Origin of the sequence: Pantoea sp. B_9 (assembly GCF_008632015.1) — a bacterium.
GTDB classification, from domain to species: domain Bacteria; phylum Pseudomonadota; class Gammaproteobacteria; order Enterobacterales; family Enterobacteriaceae; genus Pantoea; species Pantoea dispersa.
On record NZ_VWVL01000010.1, the window covers coordinates 39,772 to 62,872 of the forward strand.

Here is a 23,101-nt window from a genome sequence, read left to right on the forward strand (position 1 = left end):
CTCCTTACACCAGGAAAAATTCGCCGAAGCCCATGCGCTTCAGGCCGCGGCGATAAGCAATGGAGCTGCGATCGGCCGGAATATGCGCTTCCAGAGCCAGGTCGAGCGGCAAACGCTCCGGCTGCTGGGTTTCCACCATCAGGCGATCTTCTTCGAACACGCGCTGATTGAAGGCGTGCACCTCTTCGACCGGGATGTGCAGGTCAAAATTACGCGCGATGGGCGCAAACATCCGCGTTTTGCGCGCCGATACTGGCGACGCGGCATTCATGATCACCAGGCGCGATTCGCCGGGGAAATGAATGGTCAGCGTGGCGGTAAACGGCAGATGCATCTCGAAATGACGCAGCCAGCTAAATCCTTCCGGCGCCTGCTGCGGACTGTCAGCGGCAAAGTTACTCACTGAGCTCCAGTAATCCACGGCAAAACCGGTCTCGGTTTCGACCGGGTTATAGGCAGGTACTACCTGGTTGTTGGGATCGGCGAAGGTTTCCGTGTGCACCCAGGCGAAGTGCGCCACATCCAGAAAACCTTCCACCTGGCGTCCGGCAAAGCCGTTGACGTCAAAACCGGGGCAGTTGATCTGTTGAAAACCGGCATCATCCCAGTGCGGCATGGAGGGCAGCGGCGCGGGCTGGTCAGCGTCCGGCGCGAGGCACACCCAAATCAGACCAAAGCGCTCTTCCACCGCGTAACTGATCAGATTGAGCTTGGCCGGAATCGGCTGATCGGGGCTGGACGGGATGCGATTGCAGCGTCCACCGGCACCGAAGCGCAAGCCGTGATAAGGGCAGACGATACCCTCTTCATCATGAAAACCGAGCGTCAGCGGGACGCCACGATGCGGGCAAACGTCGCGTGCCGCTACCACCTGACCCTGCAGACGATACAGCACCAGCTGCTCGTCAAGCAGCACCGCTTTGGTCGGTGCGCCGGCGATATCACAGGAACGGGCAACCGGATGCCACTGTCGCGCCAGACGCAGCCAGTCATCAGGTTCAAACGTGCAGTGTGCGGGAGGCGTAATGTTATTCATGCTGTTGTCCTGTCAGGTGCTCACATAAGGTGAAATAGAAGGCTTCATTTTTGTCAGGACATTGTTAATATGCTTGCCTGTACAAATCCATCAGCAAGAATGCAGCCAGGTGTTGCAAAAAACCGTACAGGTGAGCAATGAGCCCGTTTTCCCGCTTTGCCGTCTATTTTGCCGAAGTGGCGCGCAGCGGCAGTTTGCGCAAAGCCGCTGAGCAGCTGCACGTTTCCGCTTCTGCCATTAACCGGCAGATTCTGCAGGCGGAAGAGAGTTTTGGTACGCCGCTGTTTGAGCGTTTGCCGGAAGGGCTGCGCATGACCACCGCCGGAGAATTGCTGTATGACGATGTGATGCGCTGGCAGCGTGAGTTTCGCGTCACGCGGCAGCGTTTCGATGATATTCAGGGACTCAAGCGCGGTAACGTCACGGCCGGGCTGGTGCAGTCGCTGACCAAAGGCAGCGTGGCAGACGCCATCGCCGATATCGCACGCCAGCATCAGTGGCTGCGGCTGGAGCTGACGGTGGACAACAGCCACCGCATCAGCCAGATGATTCGCCAGTCGGAAATCGATTTTGGCCTGATTCTCGATCCCGCCGGGCAGAGCGGACTGGAAGTGCTGGCGTTTGCCGAACTGGAGATGGGCGTGGTGATGGCCGCTGACCATCCGCTTAGCACGAGGCCGCTGCTGTCGCTCAGCGAACTCAGTCATGAGCGACACATTGTGCCTGGCGCCGCGCTGGTGGTCCACGAACGTGTCGATGCGCTGTACCGCAAGCAGGGCCTGGCGCCGGAAAACATTATCGCCTGTAACGACATCCGCCTGATTCGCAGCCTGATCGCGCAGGGCACCGGCATCAGCGTGCTGAGCCTGCTGGACGTGATGACCGAGGTGCAGGAGAACCAGCTCTGCTTTGTACCGCTCAGGCATAGCGTGATGCGACCGCTGACCCTGGCGCTGTGTACTGCGCCGTCGCGCCAGCTGTCGCGGGCGGCGCAGATGGTGATTCAGCGTATGACTGAGGTGATAGAGGCGATGGCCAGTGTCAGGCCCGCAGGCGGGCCGTAATCACGTTCAGTGCCCGGTTTCGGCATGCGGCGCGCGGGTTTTGCTGGCACCGGCACCGCCCGATGGACGGGCGATAATAATACCGAGAATACCGCCGGCAATCAGCGCTATCGCCACAATCAGCAATCCTGAGTGATAACTTTGCGTCGCATCTTTCATTTTTCCCAGCAGCGGCGGTAAACCCAGTCCGACAAAGTTTGCCACCGTATTGATAAAGGCAATCGATGCCGCAGCGGCTACGCCAGCTAATTTTTCTGTGGTCACGGCCCAGAATATTGGCGTCAGGGCAAAGTTAAGCCCGACGGTGAAGACCAGCAAAATATAGGCGAGCAGCAGGCTGCCCGAATAAATCGCGCCGGTTAATGCCAGGCCCGATAAAATTAATGGCAAGCCCATATGCCAGGCGCGTTCACCGCTGCGATCGGAATGGCGTCCGTTTAAATACATAAATACGCAGGCCATCACAAAGGGCAGGGCGGATAACAGGCTGATAATAAAATTACTCTGCTCTGCGGCCATGCTTTTAATAATCAACGGCATGAACAACGTAATGCCGATGGAGCCGAACGCCTGTAAAAACCACACCAGACTAAGCAATAACACCGTACGATCTTTTAATGCCTGCAGCCAGGAGTGGTTCTTATTCAGGGTAACACCCAGATTGTCCTGTTCGAGGCGCTGACGCAGCCAGTGTTTTTGCGGTGTAGTTAACCAGACAGCATCGTCGGGCTTATCGGGTAAGCGCCACAGCACCAGACAACCAAGCACCACTGCGGGAATGCCTTCCAGCGCGAAAAGCCAGCGCCAGCCTGCGATATCGGCAATGCCATGCATATTGAGAATGGCACCGGAAATGGGCAGACCAATAATTGACGCGCCCACCGATCCCATGTAAAAGAAAGACATTGCCCGTGCGCGGTTACTTTTAGGGAACCAGCAGGAAATATAATAGATAATACCCGGCGCAAAACCGGCTTCGGCCATACCGAGTAAAAAACGCATCACATATAACTGATTGGCGCTATGAACCAGCGCCATGCCGGTACTGACAATGCCCCAGGTAATCATAATGCGCGCTATCCAGCGCCGGGCACCGACTTTGGTCATAATGACATTGCTGGGAATCTCAAACAGAATGTAGGAAATATAGAACATGCCGACACCGAGGCCGTACATGCTGGTGGTAAGCCCGAGATCGGCATTCATTTGCAGCGCAGCGATAGAGATATTGGTTTTATCGAGATTAGCGACAAAATAACAGATCACGATAAACGGGATGATGCGCTTATTTAATTGACTCAACGTAGAACCAGAAACATCGGAACTTATCATATCCACCTCGTCACGCAGCATTACGCCACTCCGCGCCGGCAGACAGGCGCAAGGGTAGCGATGTCATGAATGATCTGTTTCGCTTGCTAAGCAATAAATGAAGTGCAGCCGAAAATAAAAATCATTTTATTTCGGCCACGCGGCAGCATTAACTATGCCGATAGTGATATTGCACATGAGCGATATAAATCGTCATGAGTTAGCAGTGTAGTACAATCTATTTTGATTGTACTACAATAGAGATCACAGATTGGACGATTGGCAGGCGTTAAACGATCGCGGCGTAATCACCGGTCCCCTCCGGCCAGGGTGTGAGCAGGTCGAAGCCGGTATCCGTGACGGCGACAGTGTGCTCCCACTGCGCGGACAGGGAGCGATCTTTGGTCACCACCGTCCAGCCATCGGACAGCACGCTGGTGCCCGCTTTGCCGGCGTTAATCATGGGCTCAATGGTAAAAATCATGCCAGCCTGCAGCGCCAGTCCCTGGCCCGGCGTACCGTAATGCAGAATTTGAGGATCGCCGTGGTAGATCTCGCCGACGCCGTGACCGCAATACTCGCGTACCACGGAAAACCCGGCCTTTTCGGCGACCTGCTGAATAGCCGCACCGATATCGCCCAGCGTTGCACCGGGTTTCACCACCCGAATGCCTGCCACCATTGATTCATACGTCACGTCAACCAGGCGCTTAGCGCGTACCGAAGGCTGACCAACAAAATACATGCGGCTGGTGTCGCCGTACCAGCCGTCTTTGATGACCGCCACGTCGATATTGACGATGTCACCGTCTTTGAGCTTTTTCTCGCCCGGAATACCGTGGCACACCACGTGATTGACCGAGGTGCAAACGGTACGGGTGTAACCCTGATAGCCAATGTTAGCCGGAATGACCTTTAGCTCATTGACAATATAGTCATGACAGCGGCGATCCAGTTCATCGGTGGTAACGCCGGGTTTCACCCAGGGCGCGATCATCTCCAGGACTTTGGCGGCGGCGTGACCGGCGGCGCGCGCCCGTTCAATCTCTTCAGCGGTATGCAGTTTAATACTCATTGCGCGATTCCCTGCGGAATAAAGGAAGGTTGGTCAAGCAGCTGCGCCAGTTCAGCGCCGCCATCACGTTCGACCCGCATCAGCAGACGCGTCAGTTCCTGATGGCTGAGCTGCGGATAAAGTTCGGCTAGCATGCCGATTTTCATCCAGTGCTCCGCCTGCGCGTTGATCGAACGACTGAGCGCCGTGCTGGCAATGCGCAGGTTCTCATGCATTAAATCCGAAATTTTGACGATACCCATGGCTGGCCTTTATATGAAACGTATATGATATGTATATAGCATATCCACAACGGCATGATTTGCAAGGTCAGATTTTCAGCTGTGCGTAAATTTGCGAAATTTGTCAGAAAATCAAATACATTGTTTAGACCACTACGTTCTCGTCTCCACGCGGACCGGGATACTTTTTGGTCATAGAAAGATTTTTATGACCGGGCAGCCGCTGCGATTCTCGTGAAGAGAAATGAGGTGATACGAAAACGGCACGGCTTTTGCTTGACTCACTTTTTGGCATCAAAGGGTGGGGGAGCAATGGATGACGCACTGAGTTGGTTACAGGCCTCAAGGCAAAGCGATATTGCCAGCCTGCAACGCCTTCGCCAGACCGGCAAACTCATTACCACCGTCAGCGAGCTGGTGCATCAGCTTCAGCGCGAGCGGGGGGCGAGCAATCTGTGGATATGTTCAGAAGGCAGGCTTTACGGCGAGCAGCGGCTCGCCAGTGAGCAGGATGTGACGCGCTGCCAACGGGATTTTTGCCAGGCCTTACCCAGGGTTGAAGCCCAGCCGGGATACAGCCGCTTCTGCAACCTGATCGCCGCCGCGCTGCAGGCCCTGGCCGGATTACCGGCGTTGCGCCAGCAGATTACGCAACAGCAGATCGCGCACGCGCAGGCCGTTGCGGCGTTCAGTACCATTATCCGTAGCTTACTGAACCTGGTTTTTGAGGCCGCCGACACCGCCAGCCATCCTGACATTACCCGCGCGCTCATTGCGCTGTTCAGCTTTATGCAGGGCAAAGAGCTGACGGGACAGGAACGCGCCCTGGGAGCGGCCGGCTTTGCTGCCGGACAATTCAGCGCGGAGCAGCGCAGCGCCATGGTGGCCTTAATTGAAGCACAGGAACAAAGCTTTTCGACCTTCCAGCAGTTTGCCGATGAGGCGGTTTTACACCACTGGCAGCCGCTGGCGCAGGCCAGTCGTGAAATTGAACGACTGCGACGCATTGCCTGTACCGACGGTCGGCGGGACGACAGTGGCGCGCTGCACTGGTTTTCGCTGCTGTCACAGCGCATCGACCAAATGAAATTGCTGGAGGATCGGCTGTCAGCCACGCTGATGTTGCGCTGCCGCGAGGCGATCGCACTGGCACAGCATCAGGCAGCTGAACCTCTGCATGTGGCGCAGTCGGGCTGCGATTTTACATTATATGTCTCCGGGGTGGACTGGCTGCCCACCGAGTCCGGTGCGCTGAACAGCGACGGGCTGGCACCCCAGCTGGGTCGTTCACTGCTGTCGTTGATCACGGAGCAGTCTCAGCGTTTACAGCATCAGGCCAATGAGCTGGCCACCCTGCGCGCCACGCTGGAAGAGCGCAAACTGCTCGACCAGGCCAAAACCTGGCTGATGCAGCAGCATGGGCTGAGTGAAGAGCACGCCTGGCAACGGCTGCGTAAAAGCGCGATGGATCAGAATAAACGGCTACCGGAAATCGCCCAGGCGATCGTCACGGTGGCAGCCACAATGAAGAGATAACTCTAAAGCGTTAGCTGCACAATGCTTGTGCGTGGTCTGCGTCACAAACGTGCAAAATCGGTTAAAAAACCAGCCCGGCGAAAGCCCTGATCGCCACGCGCAGGGCCGTTTCAAAGCTGGCATGCAGTTTGCTTTACCCTATTAAGTGTATGCATTTGCTTTGCCAACGGCGGTAAAGCGAGTGCTTTTGGATAAAGGCGTCCATCTCCCTGTTAAAGCAGTGGAGAGGACGCCTTTTTTTATTTCCTGAGGGTGGCAAAAAATGAGCAAATCGCCAGTTTCACTGTCTCGACGTCAACTGCTGTTATCCAGCGCCGCCGCTGGCGGGCTGTGGCTGTTGCCGGGATTGCGCAACGCCGTATGGGCGGCGGGTTCCGATGCGCCAGAAAAAGCCACCGTGCGGGTGGGATTTATTCCACTGACCGACTGTGCGCCGGTCGTCATGGCCTCGGTGAAAGGCTTCGACAAAAAATATGGTCTGACGCTACAGCCCAGTAAAGAAGCCAGTTGGGCAGCCGTCCGCGACAAACTGATCTCCGGTGAGCTCGATGCGGCACACGTCCTGTACAGCATGATCTATGGCCTGCAACTGGGCGTTGCCGGCCCTCAGCATGCGATGGCGAACCTGATGACGCTCAATAACAATGGCCAGGCAATCTCCCTGTCGAACCAGCTTAAAGCGCAAAAGGTCACCGATGCCGCCAGCCTGAAAAAGACCATCGACAGCAAGGCCAAAGGCAGTCTCACCTTTGCGCATACCTTTCCGACCAGTACCCACGCGATGTGGCTCTACTACTGGCTGGCGAATGCCGGTATCAATCCATTTGATGACGTGCGCACTGTCGTCGTGCCGCCGCCGCAGATGGTGATGAATATGAAGATTGGCAATATGAGCGGCTTCTGTGTGGGCGAGCCGTGGAATCAGCGCGCCATCAGTGATGATATTGGTTTTACCGTCGCTACCAGTCAGCAGATTTGGCCCGATCACCCCGAAAAAATTCTTGGCACCCGCGCCGCGTGGGTGAAAGAAAACCCCAATACGGCGCGCGCGCTGACGGCGGCTGTCCTGGAGGCGGCACGCTGGATCGATGCCTCCGATGATAACCGCCGCGAAACGGCGCAGGTGCTGGCCGGACGCGCCTGGATCAACACCAAACCTGAGATTCTGCAGGGTCGCATGCTCGGCCAGTACGAAAACGGGCTGGGACACAAATGGCAAGACCCGCATGCGATGCGCTTCTTCCATGACGGCAGCGTCAGTTTCCCGTATCTGTCCGATGGCATGTGGTTCCTCACCCAGCTTAAGCGCTGGGGAATGCTGACCGAGGATCCGGACTATCTGGGCGTCGCAAAGCAGATCAACCGAATTGATATCTACAAACAGGCAGCGAGCGCCGTCGGCAACATCACGTTGCCCGGCAGTGAGATGCGCAGCAGCACCCTGATCGACGGCAAGGTGTGGGATGGCACGAATCCTGCCGTTTACGCCGCCAGCTTTGCCATTAACCACAAAGAGAGGTCGTGATGAAAAGCCAGACTCGCTCCCTGACGCAGCCTGAGACGCTGCCCACCCGGGCCACGGTGGTGCCCCTTCAGGTCACGCCAAAAAAGATGCGCTCGCCTGCGCGCCTGCGTCCGTTTTTGCAGCGTGCCATTCCCGCGCTGTGCGGTGTGATGCTTCTGCTTCTGATCTGGCAGATCGCGGCCCTTTCCAGCAAAGGCTTTCCCGGCCCGTACGCCACCTGGGAAGCGGCGAAAATCCTGTTCGCCGATCCGTTCTATAACAACGGCCCTAACGATCAGGGCATCGGCTGGAATGTGCTGGCCTCGCTGCAGCGCGTCGCTATCGGCTTTGGCCTGGCCGCGCTGGTGGGGATTCCCGCAGGCTTTCTGCTGGGGCGTTTTGCCTTTGTGGCACGCATGTTCAATCCGGTTATCGCGCTACTGCGTCCGGTCAGCCCGCTGGCCTGGCTGCCTATCGGCCTGCTGCTGTTCCAGCGCGCCGAACCGGCCTCCAGCTGGACCATTTTTATCTGTTCTATCTGGCCGATGATTATTAATACCGCCGAAGGTGTACAGCGCATTCCACAGGATTACCTCAATGTGGCGCGCGTGCTGCAACTGTCGGAATGGACCATCCTGCGCCGCATCCTGTTTCCCGCCGTTCTGCCTGCGGTGCTGACCGGGGTCCGCCTGTCGATTGGTATCGCCTGGCTGGTGATCGTGGCTGCCGAAATGCTGACGGGAGGCCTGGGGATCGGCTTCTGGATCTGGAACGAGTGGAACAACCTCAATGTTGAAAACATCCTGATTGCCATTTTGCTGATTGGCGTCGTCGGCCTGCTACTGGAGCAGGGACTGATGCTGCTGGCGCGTCGCTTTAGCTGGGATAAATAAGGGGAACACTATGCAACCTATCATTCGTGTACAGCAGGTCAGCCAGCGTTTTACCACTTCCGGCGGCGATTTTCTGGCGCTCGATAATGTCAGCTTTGATATTCATCAGGGGGAAACCCTGAGCCTGATCGGCCACTCCGGCTGTGGTAAATCCACGCTGCTCAACCTGATCGCCGGTTTAACCCGACCTACCAGCGGCGTCCTGTTATGCGATAACCGCGAAGTCACCGGCCCCGGCCCTGAGCGCGCCGTTGTGTTTCAAAACCACTCGCTGTTGCCCTGGCTGACGGCGTATCAGAACGTTGAGCTGGCGGTAGAGCAGGTGTTTAAAGGCAAGATGAACAAGGCGGAAATGCGTGACTGGATCGAGCACAACCTGAACCAGGTGCAAATGAGTCATGCCATGCATAAACGCCCCGGCGAGATCTCCGGCGGCATGAAGCAGCGTGTCGGTATCGCCCGCGCGCTGGCAATGAAACCTCGCGTGCTGCTGCTCGACGAACCCTTCGGTGCGCTGGATGCCTTAACGCGCGCGCATCTGCAGGACAGCGTCATGCGCATCCAGCAGGCGCTGAACACCACCATCGTCCTGATTACCCATGATGTGGATGAAGCCGTGTTGCTGTCCGATCGGGTACTGATGATGACCAACGGTCCGGCGGCGCAGGTGGGCGATATCCTGACGATCGACCTGGTCCGGCCGCGTTCACGCGTGGCGCTGGCGGATGACGTGCGTTATCACCAGCTGCGCCAGAAAGTGCTGCATTTTCTCTACGAAAAACAGACTTCGGCGGCATAAGGACGACACCATGAGACAACGGCTGCTGGTTGCGGGTAACGGGATGGCGGGCATGCACATGGTAGAAACTCTGTTGCAGCTGGCGCCGATGCGTTACGACATCACTGTGATTGGCCGTGAGCCGCACGGCAACTATAACCGTGTGCTGTTGTCGCCGCTGCTGGCCGGAGAAACCACCGTTGAGCAAACGCTGATCCACGACCCTGACTGGTATCACCGTCACGGCATAACATTGCGGGTGGGAGAGACGGTGGAACAGGTGAATATTGCTGAGCGGACCTTACGCACCGACCAGCGCCTGCTGCACTGGGACCGCCTGGTACTGGCAACCGGATCGCAGCCCTGCAGGCCGTCTGTTCCAGGCAGCGACCTGCCGCATGTCAGCACGTTTCGCACGCTGCAGGATGTGAACACTTTGCTGGCCGGGCACGGTCCGGTAGTGGTGGTCGGTGGGGGCTATCTGGGTATTGAAGCCGCCGCCGGACTTCAGGCGCAGGGACGTCAGGTCACGCTGATTCATCGTCAGTCACGTTTGCTGGACAGACAGCTGGATATCAGGGCAGGGGAATTACTGCTGGCTCAGCTCCGGGCGCGCGGCATTCGCTGTGAACTGAATGCCAGCCTTGCGGCGATCCGCACGGATAGCGTGATCCTCCACGATGGCCGTGTGCTGGCGGCGCAGCAGGTGGTGATGGCCATTGGTGTCCAGCCGGCGATCGCCCTGGCGCAGGCCGCCGGTATTCCCTGTCAGCGCGGCATTCTGGTGGATCGCCAGTTGCGCACTGCGCACGCCGGAATTTATGCCGTAGGCGAATGTTGTGAAATCAGCGGCGAGACCTTCGGTCTGGTCGCGCCCTGTCTGGCCCAGGCAAAGATTCTGGCGGCGCAACTGGCCGATCGGCCTCAGGGAGATTTCTACAGTGCGGCCACGGGCACCCGTCTCAAAGTCAGCGGCATTTCCCTGTTTAGCGCTGGTGACGTTCGCGAAGCCCCGTCTGTCACCAGTTTTGACCCGATCGCCGGGCACTATCGCCGCCTGTTCCTCAAAGACGGCCGACTGAACGGCGTGCTGCTGTATGGCGACTGCCAGCAAAGTGGCGCGCTGCTGAACCAACTCCATAATGCCGGACCGGTTTCTGTGAATACGCTGTTCGGCCTTGATGAACCTGAAACGCAGCCGCTGGCTGGAGGAAACCCTGTGATGAGCCAAACGAAACCTGTATTAGCCGTGGTGGGTCACGGCATGGTCAGCCACCATTTTCTGGAGCAGCTGGTCGCCCGTAACCTGCATCAGCATTATCACATTGTGGTCTACGGCGAAGAGCGCTATCAGGCTTACGATCGGGTTCACCTTTCTGAGTATTTCACCGGTAAAACGGCAACAGAGTTGTCGCTGGTGAGCGAGGATTTTTTTGCCCGGAACGCAATTGAACTGCGCAGCGGTTGCCGGGTAGAGGCGATCGATCGCCAGCAGCGCAGCCTGCGTGACAGCGCGGGACGTGAGCTGGCCTGGGATAAGCTGGTGTTGGCCACCGGCTCCCGCGCCTTTGTACCACCGGTACCCGGCCATGACGCCGGGCGCTGCTTTGTCTACCGCACGCTGGACGATCTGGATGCCATCGCAGCTTGTGCCCGCCAGAGTCAGCGCGGCGTGGTGATCGGCGGCGGGCTGCTGGGGCTGGAAGCCGCCAATGCGCTGAAGCAGCTGGGGCTGGAGACGCACGTGGTTGAGTTTGCGCCGCGCCTGATGGCCGTGCAACTGGATGACGGCGGGGCGCTGATGCTGCGGCAAAAGATCGACTCGCTGGGCGTGACGGTGCATACCTCGAAGCAGACCGAACAGATTGCCACCCAGCCTGACGGCAGCCTGGTGCTGCACTTTGCCGATGGCGGCGAGCTGGCCACCGATCTGGTGCTGTTCTCTGCCGGTATCCGCCCGCGTGATGAGCTGGCCCGGAGCGCCGACATCAGCGTGGGGCCGCGCGGCGGCATTACCATCAATGATCAATGCCAGACGAGTGACAGCGACATTTATGCTATCGGCGAATGCGCGTTGTGGAACGGGCAGATTTTTGGCCTGGTAGCGCCTGGCTACCAGATGGCGCGTGTGCTGGCCGGGCATCTGGCGGCCGAACCGGCGCAGTTCACCGGTGCCGACATGAGCACTAAACTGAAGCTGCTGGGCGTAGAAGTCGCCTCCTTTGGCGATGCGCACGGCAAAACGCCGGGCAGCCTGAGCTACCACTGGGCCAACGGGCCAAAAGGCATTTACAAGAAGATCGTGGTTAGCGCCGACAATGCACGACTGCTGGGCGGCGTGCTGGTGGGAGACAGCAGCGACTATGCCACGCTCCTGCAAATGATGTTAAACGCCATGCCGCTGCCGACGGCAGCGGAAGCGCTGATTTTGCCTGCGTTGAATGGCGCGCCGGCCAAAGGGTTGGGCGTCGCTGCGCTGCCGGACAGTGCCCAGGTGTGTTCCTGCCATAACGTCAGTAAAGGCGATATCTGCCATGCGGTGCAGAGTGGCTGTGGCGATATGGCCAGTATAAAAAGCTGCACTAAAGCCGCAACAGGCTGTGGCGGCTGCGCCGCGCTGGTAAAACAGGTGATGGAGCTTCAGCTGGAAAACCTGGGCGTCGCTGTTAAAAAAGACATCTGTGAGCACTTCGCCTATTCCCGTCAGGAGCTGTATCACCTGATCCGTATTAATGGCATCAAAACCTTTGACGATCTGCTGGCCAGCCACGGACGGGGTTGTGGTTGCGAGGTATGCAAACCGCTGGTGGGGTCGCTACTGGCCTCGTGCTGGAACGATTACCTGCTGAAACCGGCACATTTACCGTTACAGGACACGAATGACCGTTACTTTGCCAATATCCAGAAAGATGGCACCTATTCGGTCGTACCGCGCGTGCCGGGGGGCGAGATCACGCCACAGGGCCTGATTGCCATCGGCGAAGTGGCCGTGCGTTACGATCTCTATACCAAAATTACCGGCGGCCAGCGTATCGATCTGTTTGGTGCGCGGCTGGACCAGCTGCCTGCTATCTGGGAAACCCTGCTGGAAGCCGGTTTTGAAACCGGTCATGCCTACGGAAAATCCCTGCGTACGGTGAAATCCTGCGTCGGCTCGACCTGGTGCCGTTATGGCGTGCAGGATTCTACCGCCTTCGCCATCGCGCTGGAGAACCGGTATAAGGGCCTGCGCGCACCGCATAAGATCAAGATGGCGGTGTCCGGCTGCACCCGCGAATGTGCGGAAGCACAAAGTAAAGATATCGGGGTCATCGCCACGGAAAACGGCTGGAACCTGTACGTCTGCGGCAATGGCGGCATGAAGCCGCGCCATGCGGAACTGTTTGCCAGCGATCTGGACGATGACACGCTAATCCAGTACGTCGACCGGATTCTGATGTTCTACGTGCGCACGGCGGATCGCCTGCAGCGTACCAGCGTCTGGATGGATAACATGGAGGGCGGGCTGGACTACCTGCGTGAGGTGGTGATTCATGACAGCCTGGGGATCGCCGCCACGCTGGAACAGGAAATGCAACAGGTGGTGGACACCTGGCAATGCGAATGGCAGACCACGCTGGCCGATCCCTCGCGACGTGCGCTGTTTACCGCCACAGTGAACAGCGACCAGCCGGATGAAACGCTGCACTATGCACGCGTGCGCGGACAGCGCCAGCCACACAAGGCCAGTGGTATTCCTCTGATGCATCTGCCCGCCGAACGCTGGAGCGAAATCTGCCCACTGGAGGCCATTCCGCCAGAGGCCGGCATCGGAGCCCGTCTTGGCAGCGTCCGTATTGCCTTATTCCGCATGGGTGATGACTGTTATGCGCTGGAGGATCGTGAGCCGGGCAGCGAAGCCAGCGTACTGTCACGCGGTATCCTTGGTGATGTTGCGGGGGAGCCGGTGGTGATCTCGCCGCTTTACAAACAGCGTGTACGCCTGCGTGACGGACAGAGCCTTGATAATCCCCAGCATCAGCTGCGTTGCTGGCCGGTTAAACTGGAGGACGGCCAGGTCTGGGTCGCAAACCGTCCGCTTAACCTGATGGCGCAGGCATCATGAAAACTACCTGCGCTTATTGCGGGGTGGGCTGCGGCGTCGAGGTCACGCAGCCGCAGAGCGCGTCGCCTCAGGTCAGTGGCGATACCCGTCATCCGGCGAATGCCGGGCGGCTATGCGTAAAGGGCGCGGCACTGGGCGAAACCCTGACACAGGCCGGACGGTTGCTGCATCCTCAGCTTCATCACCAGCGGGTCAGCATGGAGACGGCACTGGATGCCGCGGCTGATGGTTTGCGCAGGATTATCGATGCGCATGGCCCGGAGGCGGTGGCTTTCTACGGTTCCGGCCAGTTGCTCACGGAAGATTACTATGTGGCGAACAAGCTGATGAAAGGCTTTCTCGGCGTCGCCAACATCGATACCAATTCACGCCTGTGTATGGCCTCCGCGGTGACAGGCTATAAACGGGCATTTGGGGCGGATGCCGTACCGTGCTGTTACGAGGATCTGGATGAGGCCGAGGTAGTCATTCTTGTCGGCTCGAACGCCGCCTGGGCCCATCCGGTGCTGTTTCAGCGCCTGAAACAGGCAAAAGTGCAGCGCCCTGAGATGCAGGTTGTGGTTATCGATCCGCGCCGCACGGCCAGTTGTGAATTCGCCGATCTGCATTTACCGCTCCGGCCGGGCAGCGATCCGGCCCTGTTCTCGGGCCTGCTGCACTGGCTGGAACAGCATGACGGCATTGACGTCACGATGCTGCCGCATCTGGACGGTGTAGACACAACCTTACGGGCCGCGCGGCAGTGGGATGGTGCGGCGGTGGCAGCCCATTGTGATATCAGCAATGAAGTGATCGCCGCGTTCTACGGGTTGTTTACCCGGCATGAGCGCGTACTGACCTTATGGTGCATGGGCATTAACCAGTCACAAAGCGGCAGTGACAACAACAATGCTATTCTCAATGCGCACCTGCTGAGCGGCAAGATTGGCCGACCCGGCTGCGGCCCGTTTTCGCTGACCGGACAGCCGAATGCGATGGGCGGGCGGGAAGTAGGGGGGCTGGCCAACCAACTGGCGGCGCATATGAGTTTCACCGCAGAAGATTGCGACCGTTTACAGCGTTTCTGGCGCAGTCCGCGTATGGCGCGTGAGCCCGGCCTGACGGCGGTTGATCTGTTTGACGCCATTGACCGTGGAGCAATCAAAGCTGTGTGGATTATGGGCACCAATCCGGCGGTTTCGATGCCAGAAGGCAATCGCATTGCCCGGGCGCTGGCTGCCTGTCCGCTGGTAATTGTGTCAGACGTGCTGGCGCAAACGGATACCACCGCCTTTGCGCATATTTTGCTACCCGCGCAGGGCTGGGGGGAAAAGAACGGCACCGTGACCAATTCTGAACGCCGGATTTCCCGTCAGCGCGCGTTTATGCCTCCGGCCGGAGAAGCTAAACCGGACTGGTGGTTACTCGCGCAGGTCGCCCAGCGTCTGGGCTTTCATGAAGGCTTTACCTGGACGCATCCGGCAGCCATCTTCCGCGAGCATGCGGCGTTGTCGGGGTTTGAGAACAACGGCCAGCGCGCCTTTGATATCAGCGGTCTGGCCGGTATGAGCGACGCACAGTGGGATGCGATGAAGCCGGTACAGTGGCCAATCAACGCTCGTTATCCCGAGGGCTGCGCCCGGCTGTTTAGCGACCGGCACTTTTACCATCCTGATGGTAAAGCCCGCCTGTTGCCACCGGCCACGCCGCAGCCAGTGGTGTGCGAAACGGCTTACCCGTTATTAATGAACAGCGGACGGATCCGCGATCAGTGGCACACCATGACGCGTACCGGCCTGGTTCCCCGGCTCATGCAGCATTGTGATGAGCCATTTGCAGCCCTGCATCCGCAGGACGCACAACGCTATGGCCTGTGCGCGGGCGCACTGGCACGGGTGCAGTCCGACGCGGGCTGGGTGACGGTGCGTGTGACGCTGGACAGCGGTCTGCGGCGCGGTGAGATCTTTGTCCCTATGCACTGGAACCGACAGTTCAGCCTGCAGGGCACGGTTGGCGGACTGGTGGCTTCAACCCGCTGTCCAGTCTCGGCACAGCCTGCATTTAAACAAACCGCTGTGCGTATCCACCCGCTCAACGCCAGCTGGCAGGGCTGGCTCTGGCAGCGCGACGCAAGCCCGCCTGATGCGCTGCGCTACTGGGCGCGAACACCCTATGAGGGCGTGCAACGCTTTAGCGTGGCTGGAGACGGTTCACCAGAACAGTGGCTCATGGCAACGATCCCGCTGGCCGGGCTGCAACTGCAAACCGCTCATGCGGCGGAACCGCATTACCGCCTGCTGGCCTGGCGTAACGGTGAGCTGCACCTGGTCTTTTATGCAGGCGCGTCTTTACCCGAGATCAATCATGACTGGGTTGCGCAGGCTTTTCGCCAGGCACCTGTGAATGCGGCGGACCGGCATGCTCTGCTGGCGGGACAATCGGCACAACGTGCCGTGGCTGGCCGGACGATCTGTAGCTGCTTTGGCGTTGGGGAAAACACCATCTTACAGGCGATTAAACAGGGCTGTCACAGCACTCAGGCACTGGGTAACGCACTCAACTGTGGTACCAACTGCGGCTCCTGCCTGCCGGAGCTAAAACACCTTTTGCTTTCCGTTGCTGTACCGGAGGAAGAATGATGATTGCGATCAACCCTTTAGATAAACTGCTGGCGCCGGACAACGCGTCCAGCCCTGGCATAGTCTGGCTGGTAGGGGCCGGACCGGGGGATGTGGATCTACTGACAGTCAAGGCGCTGCGCCTGCTGCAACGTGCGGATGTCGTGGTCTATGATCGCCTGGTCAGCGAAGCGGTGATGGCGGAAGTCGCCAGCAGTGCACTCTGTATCGACGTGGGTAAACAGCCGGGTCATCACGGCCTGAAGCAGACTCAGATTAATCAACTGCTGGTGGACCTGGCTGCCAGCGGGCGCAATGTCGTGCGTTTAAAAGGCGGCGATCCCTTTATCTTTGGCCGTGGCGGTGAAGAGATGGTCAGCCTGCAGCAGGCGAATATTGTCTGCGAAGTGGTGCCAGGTATTACCGCCGCAGTGGGCTGTGCGGCTGCCAGCGGCATTCCGCTGACGCACCGTGACTGTGCCCAGTCATTGCGCTTTATCACCGGACACGGGCGCAGCGGCGAACCGCAGCTGGATGCGGCGGCGCTGACCGCGACCAATCAGACGCTGGTGTTTTACATGGGATTAAGCTGGAGCAGCGTGATTAGCGCCCGGTTACGGGAATATGGCCGCAGCGAGGCGACGCCGGTGGCGATCATTGAAAACGGTACGCGTCAGAACCAGCGGGTGCTGATCACCACGCTGGCCGGGTTGCCTGAAACTGTTGAACAGCAAAAACCGGTGTCGCCGTCGTTACTGATTGTGGGCGATGTGGTGCGCTATTACCGTGCCGATCGAGTTGCAACGCATGGGTGTGAATTGGAGTTAAGTGATATTGCAGCGCACTGATGCTCACCGTGCCGAAGGAAGGGACACGGTTTCTGCGGCTGGGGGTGAGACGGTCGTAAGAAGCATTATCGGCGAATATGTTAGTGAGAGCCCCTATCTTAAGCGCCTTTCACATGAAACTGATGCCTGACAGTTACCTCACTCAGACATTTTTCTTAAGATTTTACCCTGAATAAACGCTATCGCTGCATTACACAATCGGCAATCTGTCGGACACTGAGATACGTTTGCATGGTATCCAGAACGCTTCATCACAACCTGACATTGACCACTGCCAGTCGCGCCATACTTTTTTCTTCTCAGTCCAGGTAAACTTTATTCTGGCTGGTATAGGCTGGCCGAAATCTGTCCGAATAGAGGCCGAAAAAATTCTAACTGTCTGATTATAAAGAGATGCTTTGATTAGTATTGCTACCATTCATAAGCCGGTGGTTAGCGCATATCTCTTTGAATTTACTAGATTAAATGTGCGTTTTTTAACAAGTATGATATGTATATAGCATATCCACAACGACATGATTTGCAAGGTCAGATTTTCAGCTGTGCGTAAATTTGCGGAGTTTGTCCGTAATTGCCTATGCCTCATACCAGTACGTACTCATCGCCACGGGGGTCAGGATACTTCGGTGTCATGGAGAGATTAACCGCTGTGTAAACACCTCATCCTAATGCGCTTCATATAACCTTCCCGATAAACTGCGGATCTCATGGAAAGTGGGCGGGTTGTCCGCCTCATCCAGACCGCAGCGGGTTCGCGCGCGTAAATGCCTGCGTCAGATTTTCCGGGCGTACCGGACCGGGTCTCCGCTCTGCTACTACCCCAGAATTACCTGAAAATAAATTTGTTATGTTTGACGGGTGGCAGCCTTCAGCAACGTTTAGTGACACCGCCAATCGTATAGATATTAAGATTTCAGCTGCACCTGACAGGCTGCAGCTGGCTGATTTCGTGAATTACTGGAAAGCAGAAAGCGTGGCGTACTACCAGAGTCAGTGGGAATTGAAACTGGCACGCTATATTGAAAAGGGGCGCAAACACCTTTCCTCTAAGCGCTCCAGAGAAAGACGAGACTGCATGCTGGTATCTGGGATGGATTATGAAATACCTGAAGGGTTCAGGGGAGGGTAGGGGAGCTTTACAGATTCATCTGCTGATTTTGGAAACTTTTGGGTGTCAGTCTGGCCAGTGCAGGCGCCGGCAGAAATGCTCACCGTCCTCGCTGCCATCAATGCCGGTCAGGTCCAGGGACATTTCGTCAATGGAATACTGCTCAGCGCGGGGCGTAGCTCTTCCGGGGTGGTCATTATGCGCTGCGACATACTTTGGCGTAAGTGCAATGGATAATCTATTTAAATTTCAAAAGCATTTGAGAGTCGATACATTGTCTACTGAGGTGTCACATAATTTCATTTATCCAGTCTGCAAATGCGCTTACGGCAGGGGAAAGGAATTTCTGATGTGGGTAAAGTAAGTTGACCGGGACTGATGACGGCTGCCAGTCGGCCAGCACTTCAACCAGCGCTCCCTTCTGAAGGTGCTCTGATACAACGCTCTCAGCAAGCTGGGCAAGCCAGAAACCTTCCAGACACATTTTTATATAGAGTCCCGTCTCGTTAACGGCTGCCTGACCGCTGACCGATACAGAAAGCGCTTCCGTCCCCTGGACAAAACGTAACTCGCTGGTACGCTGGGCCTGCCCGGAAAAGTAGTGTATAGCCCGATGATTTGATAAATCTCCAGGAGAACGGGGGATCCCGTACTCCCTGAGATAGTCCGGAGAGGCGCAGGTTATCCAGCGGAACTTCCCCAGTGGACGGGCAACAAGCGTGGAGTTTAGTAGCTCACCTGTTCTGATCACGCAGTCGACTCCCTCCTGTACGAGATCGACCTGCCGGTCACTCACGCCTATCATCAGGTAAATATCCGGTCAACCACCATGACGTCGCCGTCGCAGAGGCCCAGGTCCCGCATGCTGTTGCCGCTGGCGCGCACGAAGAAGGTTGATGCACGCCGGCGGATGCACAGTTCGTTCAGATCAAGTTCTTTCTCGACGTAATCCTGCGCAGGGGCGGGAAAGCCGGCGGCGCACGGATCGGCATAAAGCGGCACCCGGACCCGGGGCGTAAAAATGGGTGGCCAGAGGAGCGTCAGGCCGGCGGTACAGCTACTGGGTTCATGATCTGATGCCCTTGCCATGCTGCAGTGTGACTGCGAAAGAGCTGAGTAAATCGCGCATAAAATTCCTCCTGTTATTTTACTGTTCATGCATACAGTATTGTTGGGGCGGAATTATCTGGCAAGAGGGATTGAAACGGTTGGTGCAGAAGCGAAGCCATCTGACTGACTCGCCGGGAGATTTTTTATTAAGGTCAGCATGGCAGATACAGAACGGCGCCACTATGCTCAGCTCAGGGCCGGGAGACATGGAGAGCCGGGCTGTATCTTTAGAGCCCGGCTCTTTGTGGCCGGGCAGGTTTTGTTAAAATCCAGAATTAAGCGTAATCTGCGTTATCGGTTCATTCCGGCGTAGGTGAATGACGCTCTTTCGACACGACCGCTGCTCCTTGCGTAAACGCTGTGTTATAACAGGCAATAAAAGGTTTGTTATCTATTAAAAGGATAGTTTGGTTTAATATCGCAATAGTTAACTGTTGGGAAGCCTTCTACCATTTTTACTCCAATATCTTTTTCAAAGGAAAGATAGGCAGTATGAGGTTTTTTTCTCAAAACATTAGCAACGAGTTCGATAAAGTGCGTTTTGTTTCCATTTTGCGGAAATTCCTCAAATACTTCTTCAAAGAATGACAAGGGGAAAATATTTGCATTCATCCCCCCATCCATAAAAGCACCTAAATGGACAAGCGCAATCTCTGGCCTTTTTCGTTCCGGCAATTCCATTGTTGCATGTAAAGCGATTGCATCCCAGATAACTTCTGCTTTTTCCTCAGGGAATTTGTTATCGACTAAGTACTGCCGTGCCGCATCAGCTCCATCCAGTTCGAATCTGGCATCTTTGATGAACTTTTCGGTAAGCCCCAGGTCGTGCATTATACAACCTAAATAAAGCATTTCTTCATCAAAAGCTTTACCAAGTTTTTTTCCAATAGAAGCTGCGAATAAATATGTTCTTACAACATGATTGAAAAGGGGAGCTGATGAGCATGAAGCAACAAGCTCAGTAGCCCCATCAGTGAAGCGTGTATGGGGTATAGTAACCCCTGCCAATGTTGCTGGCAATTCGCCGTTGAATCTGGAAAGAGGTATGGCTTGGGTAGTCTTACCCATTGCTTTGAACATTGGCGCAGATGCACACAGCACACAACAACATGATGAAATAAATTCTCTACGATTCATAAAAGATCTTCATATCCACTAATTAAAGAGTCAGGAATGCATTGTTTTGCTAATTTTTCTGGCAGCATTTTCTAAAATATGCAAACGCTCGCTTACTCTTGTGGCTGATGCTTCTTTTAGTTTGGCAGCAATCCAGGCTGGGGCTGTCTCAGGACGTCCAGCTTCATAGGGGGGATGTGGTGCATATTCCAGCCCCAGCTGAACTTGCATGGCTGCATCTTCACCGCAAAGCTCTCCAATCAATACCAGAGCAAAATCAATACCTGCGGTAACGCCTCCACCCGTTATGACATCTCCATCTTTTACCACTCGGCCTTCGTCCGGTATCGCGCCAAACAAGCTGAGCTGATCACGCCATGCCCAATGGCAGGCTGCTCTCTTTCCTGAGAGTAAACCGGCAGCGCCGAGTATTAATGAACCAGAACAAACAGAGGTTATATAAGATGCTGTATGAGCCAGTTTTACTATTGATTCCATATATCTATCGTTCTCAATAGCATCCGTACATCCACTTCCACCTGGAACACACAGTATGTCACATTCTTTCTCATACATGAGATCCCTGAGCCCTGTGAAATGCATGCCGTCAGCATAAACATTTTCACCGTCTACTGATGCGAGAATTGTTTCGAACTGAGGTGTACGGGAAAAGAACTGGTAAGGACCAGTGAAATCAAGCTGCGTTACGCCGTTATAGATTGGAATCAATACTTTGAAGAAATTAGACATGATGAATCCCTAAGATTGTAATGGCCTGAAATGAGCCTACCATCTATAGTGGTGGCCAAAATGACATTAATCATTCAAAAAAGGACATTATGAACATAGGTTTTTACATCTTTGATGATTTTCAACTTTTAGATCTTAGTGGGCCATTGGCTGCTTTTCAGTTCGTGAGCTTCACGGGGCATCATATTGTTTATAAACAACATGTTTTATCCATGAGGGGTGGTGCTGTTACGTGTACAGCTGGATTCTCAATTGAATCTCAAAAACTCTACCCGGAGCAATCCTTCGATTTACTGTTGGTTGTAGGAGGTCAGGGAGGCCGGAATATCTCAAGAGATAGCCAGGAAGGTAGAGCGCTGAAGAAAGCCTGCCTATCCAGTAAAAGTTTTGGCAGTATCTGCACAGGAGCTTTTGTCCTCGCTGAGTTGGGTCTTCTGGATGGGAAAACCGCTACTACTCACTGGAAATATAGGCATATTTTTAGTGATTTATACCCTGATGTAGTACTATCCACTGATGCTCTGTTCGTGAAAGATGGTGGCGTTTGGACATCAGCAGGAATATCCAGCGGTATCGATCTCGCGCTTGCGATAATTGAGGATAATCTTGGCACTGCAGTCTCATTAAAAGTTGCTCAGGAACTTGTTGTCGCGCAGCGCCGCACAGGGGGACAATCGCAATTTTCACCTGTTTTATTTTTAGAACCTCAGTCATCAAAAATTAAAGCTGTTTTGAATTATATTCATACGCATTTAGATCATGACTTGCGAGTTGAAAGTTTAGCTGAGGTTGCTTGCCTTAGCTCAAGGCAACTCACCAGGCTTTTTACTAAAGAAACAGGTGAAACCATTGCCAAAGCGGTTGAAAAAATTCGTCTGGATTCAGCAAAGTCTCTTCTGGAAACATCAGGGCTTTCCGTAGAAAAAGTTTCCAGATGCTGCGGGTTCGGTAACTCAGCCAGAATGAGAAGGGCTTTTCAACGGCATTATAAAAAACTCCCTCAAGCCTTCAGGAATTGAAATGACAGCCCGCATTGTAATTGTAAGAATATTCAAGAGTAAATGTTTTTTCCCAAGCGGCGGTTTGGTTATTTAAACGCGCCTCATAGCGCAGAATTGAATCGCCACGGCTTTAACAGACACCTCGGAGTCATTTAAGATGGCTTAAAGAGAGGTGCCCATGAGCGATAAGCGTTATCCTGAAGAGTTTAAAATTGAAACAGTCAAACAGGTTGTTGATCGTGCTCATTCTGTTTCCAGTGTTGCAACACGTCTTGGTATCACCACTCACAGTCTTTACGCCTGGATAAAGAAGTACGGTCCGGATTCTTCCACTAATAATGAACAGTCAGATGCTCAGGCCGAGATCCGCCGCCTTCAGAAAGAGTTGAAGCGGGTTACAGACGAACGGGACATATTAAAAAAAGCCGCGGCGTACTTCGCAAAGCTGTCCGACTGAGGTACGCCTTTATCCGCGACAACCGCCGTTGCTGGCCTGTTCGTTTGCTCTGTCGGGTTCTGGATGTCCATCCGAGGGGATTTTATTTCTGGCTTCAGCAGCCACATTCACAGCGTCACCAGACAGACCAGATGCTGACCGGGCAGATCAAACAGTTCTGGCTTGAGTCTGGCTGTGTCTATGGTTATCGCAAGATCCATCCCGATCTGCGTGATACCGGACAGCAGTGCGGGGTGAATCGGGTCTGGCGGCTGATGAAGCGTGCCTGAATAAAAGCTCATGTTGGGTACCGTAGCCCACGGGCACGTAAAGGCGAAGCCAGCATCGTGGTACCGAACAGGCTCCAGCGGCAGTTCAATCCGTAATCACCGGATGAGCGTTGGGTGACGGACATAACCTACATCCGAACCCACGAAGGCTGGCTGTATCTGGCCGTGGTGGTTGACCTGTTCTCACGAAAGTTATCGGCTGGTCAATGCAACCCCGCATGACAAAAGAGATTGTCCTGAACGCATTATTAATGGCGGTGTGGAGGCGTAATCCTCAAAAACAGGTACTGGTTCATTCTGATCAGGGCAGTCAATACACGAG

16 protein-coding genes and 3 pseudogenes are annotated in these 23,101 nt (G+C 55.6%); 11 read left to right on the forward strand and 8 right to left on the reverse strand.

Annotated features, from left to right (window positions below; genetic code table 11):
* Window positions 1-4: 4 nt before the first annotated feature.
* Complete coding sequence (gene hpxD / locus F3I21_RS21870; RefSeq protein WP_150059738.1) at window positions 5-1,036, reverse strand: molybdenum cofactor-independent xanthine hydroxylase subunit HpxD; 1,032 nt, start codon at window positions 1,034-1,036, stop codon at window positions 5-7.
* A 137-nt stretch (window positions 1,037-1,173) separates the two neighbouring features.
* Here hpxD and F3I21_RS21875 point away from each other — a divergent pair, with 137 nt between their 5' ends.
* Window positions 1,174-2,100, forward strand: a complete 927-nt coding sequence (locus F3I21_RS21875) for a LysR family transcriptional regulator (RefSeq protein ID WP_021508717.1) — start codon at window positions 1,174-1,176, stop codon at window positions 2,098-2,100.
* A gap of 6 nt (window positions 2,101-2,106) precedes the next feature.
* Here F3I21_RS21875 and F3I21_RS21880 read toward each other — a convergent pair whose 3' ends face one another.
* The 3 genes from F3I21_RS21880 to F3I21_RS21890 form a co-directional block, all read right to left on the reverse strand.
* Window positions 2,107-3,432 carry an MFS transporter gene (locus tag F3I21_RS21880; RefSeq protein WP_249219514.1) on the reverse strand — a complete coding sequence of 442 codons (1,326 nt, stop codon included), beginning with the start codon at window positions 3,430-3,432 and terminating at the stop codon, window positions 2,107-2,109.
* Between the two features lie 268 nt (window positions 3,433-3,700).
* Window positions 3,701-4,486 (reverse strand): type I methionyl aminopeptidase, encoded by a 786-nt coding sequence (gene map, locus F3I21_RS21885; protein ID WP_150059739.1) that lies wholly within the window; start codon window positions 4,484-4,486, stop codon window positions 3,701-3,703.
* On the reverse strand, window positions 4,483-4,728 hold the full coding sequence (locus F3I21_RS21890) for a ParD-like family protein (protein WP_010615787.1): 246 nt from the start codon (window positions 4,726-4,728) through the stop codon (window positions 4,483-4,485). The genes map and F3I21_RS21890 overlap by 4 nt, the downstream gene beginning before the upstream one ends.
* Window positions 4,729-5,019: 291 nt before the next feature.
* Between F3I21_RS21890 and F3I21_RS21895 the strand changes: the two genes are divergently transcribed.
* The 8 genes from F3I21_RS21895 (at window position 5,020) to F3I21_RS23650 (ending at window position 18,097) form a co-directional block, all read left to right on the forward strand.
* Window positions 5,020-6,243 (forward strand): nitrate regulatory protein, encoded by a 1,224-nt coding sequence (locus tag F3I21_RS21895; RefSeq protein ID WP_021508714.1) that lies wholly within the window; start codon window positions 5,020-5,022, stop codon window positions 6,241-6,243.
* Between the two features lie 262 nt (window positions 6,244-6,505).
* The gene (locus tag F3I21_RS21900; protein ID WP_104187745.1) at window positions 6,506-7,768 is read left to right on the forward strand and encodes a CmpA/NrtA family ABC transporter substrate-binding protein; all 1,263 of its coding nucleotides are present in this window, start codon (window positions 6,506-6,508) and stop codon (window positions 7,766-7,768) included.
* Window positions 7,768-8,640: a nitrate ABC transporter permease gene (ntrB, locus tag F3I21_RS21905; RefSeq protein WP_021508712.1), complete on the forward strand. Its 873-nt coding sequence runs from the start codon at window positions 7,768-7,770 to the stop codon at window positions 8,638-8,640. The genes F3I21_RS21900 and ntrB overlap by 1 nt, the downstream gene beginning before the upstream one ends.
* 10 nt (window positions 8,641-8,650) lie before the next feature.
* Complete coding sequence (locus tag F3I21_RS21910) at window positions 8,651-9,439, forward strand: ABC transporter ATP-binding protein (protein ID WP_021508711.1); 789 nt, start codon at window positions 8,651-8,653, stop codon at window positions 9,437-9,439.
* 10 nt (window positions 9,440-9,449) lie between these two features.
* Complete coding sequence (nirB, locus tag F3I21_RS21915; protein ID WP_150059740.1) at window positions 9,450-13,523, forward strand: nitrite reductase large subunit NirB; 4,074 nt, start codon at window positions 9,450-9,452, stop codon at window positions 13,521-13,523.
* The gene (locus tag F3I21_RS21920) at window positions 13,520-16,141 is read left to right on the forward strand and encodes a nitrate reductase (RefSeq protein ID WP_150059741.1); all 2,622 of its coding nucleotides are present in this window, start codon (window positions 13,520-13,522) and stop codon (window positions 16,139-16,141) included. Before nirB ends, F3I21_RS21920 begins: the two co-directional genes overlap by 4 nt.
* Window positions 16,138-16,968, forward strand: a complete 831-nt coding sequence (cobA, locus tag F3I21_RS21925) for a uroporphyrinogen-III C-methyltransferase (RefSeq protein ID WP_150059742.1) — start codon at window positions 16,138-16,140, stop codon at window positions 16,966-16,968. Before F3I21_RS21920 ends, cobA begins: the two co-directional genes overlap by 4 nt.
* Window positions 16,969-17,815: 847 nt before the next feature.
* Window positions 17,816-18,097 (forward strand): DnaT-like ssDNA-binding domain-containing protein, encoded by a 282-nt coding sequence (locus F3I21_RS23650; protein WP_058775716.1) that lies wholly within the window; start codon window positions 17,816-17,818, stop codon window positions 18,095-18,097.
* A gap of 268 nt (window positions 18,098-18,365) precedes the next feature.
* Here the strand turns inward: F3I21_RS23650 and F3I21_RS21935 are convergent.
* From F3I21_RS21935 to F3I21_RS21950, 4 genes and pseudogenes are all read right to left on the reverse strand, one after another.
* A pseudogene (locus F3I21_RS21935) lies at window positions 18,366-18,896 on the reverse strand (LysR substrate-binding domain-containing protein); the annotation flags it as partial.
* Window positions 18,893-19,165 (reverse strand): annotated as a pseudogene (locus tag F3I21_RS21940) (S24 family peptidase); the annotation flags it as partial. The pseudogenes F3I21_RS21940 and F3I21_RS21935, both read right to left, overlap by 4 nt.
* Before the next feature lie 408 nt (window positions 19,166-19,573).
* Window positions 19,574-20,323, reverse strand: coding sequence for an HD domain-containing protein (locus F3I21_RS21945; protein WP_081049456.1), 750 nt, complete (start codon window positions 20,321-20,323; stop codon window positions 19,574-19,576).
* A 30-nt stretch (window positions 20,324-20,353) separates the two neighbouring features.
* Window positions 20,354-21,052, reverse strand: a complete 699-nt coding sequence (locus F3I21_RS21950) for a DJ-1/PfpI family protein (protein WP_072208567.1) — start codon at window positions 21,050-21,052, stop codon at window positions 20,354-20,356.
* An 89-nt stretch (window positions 21,053-21,141) separates the two neighbouring features.
* Here F3I21_RS21950 and F3I21_RS21955 point away from each other — a divergent pair, with 89 nt between their 5' ends.
* A complete protein-coding gene (locus F3I21_RS21955) occupies window positions 21,142-22,071 on the forward strand; it encodes a GlxA family transcriptional regulator (RefSeq protein ID WP_104187750.1) in 930 nt (309 codons plus the stop codon).
* A gap of 160 nt (window positions 22,072-22,231) precedes the next feature.
* Window positions 22,232-23,101: pseudogene (locus F3I21_RS21960) on the forward strand (IS3 family transposase); the annotation flags it as partial.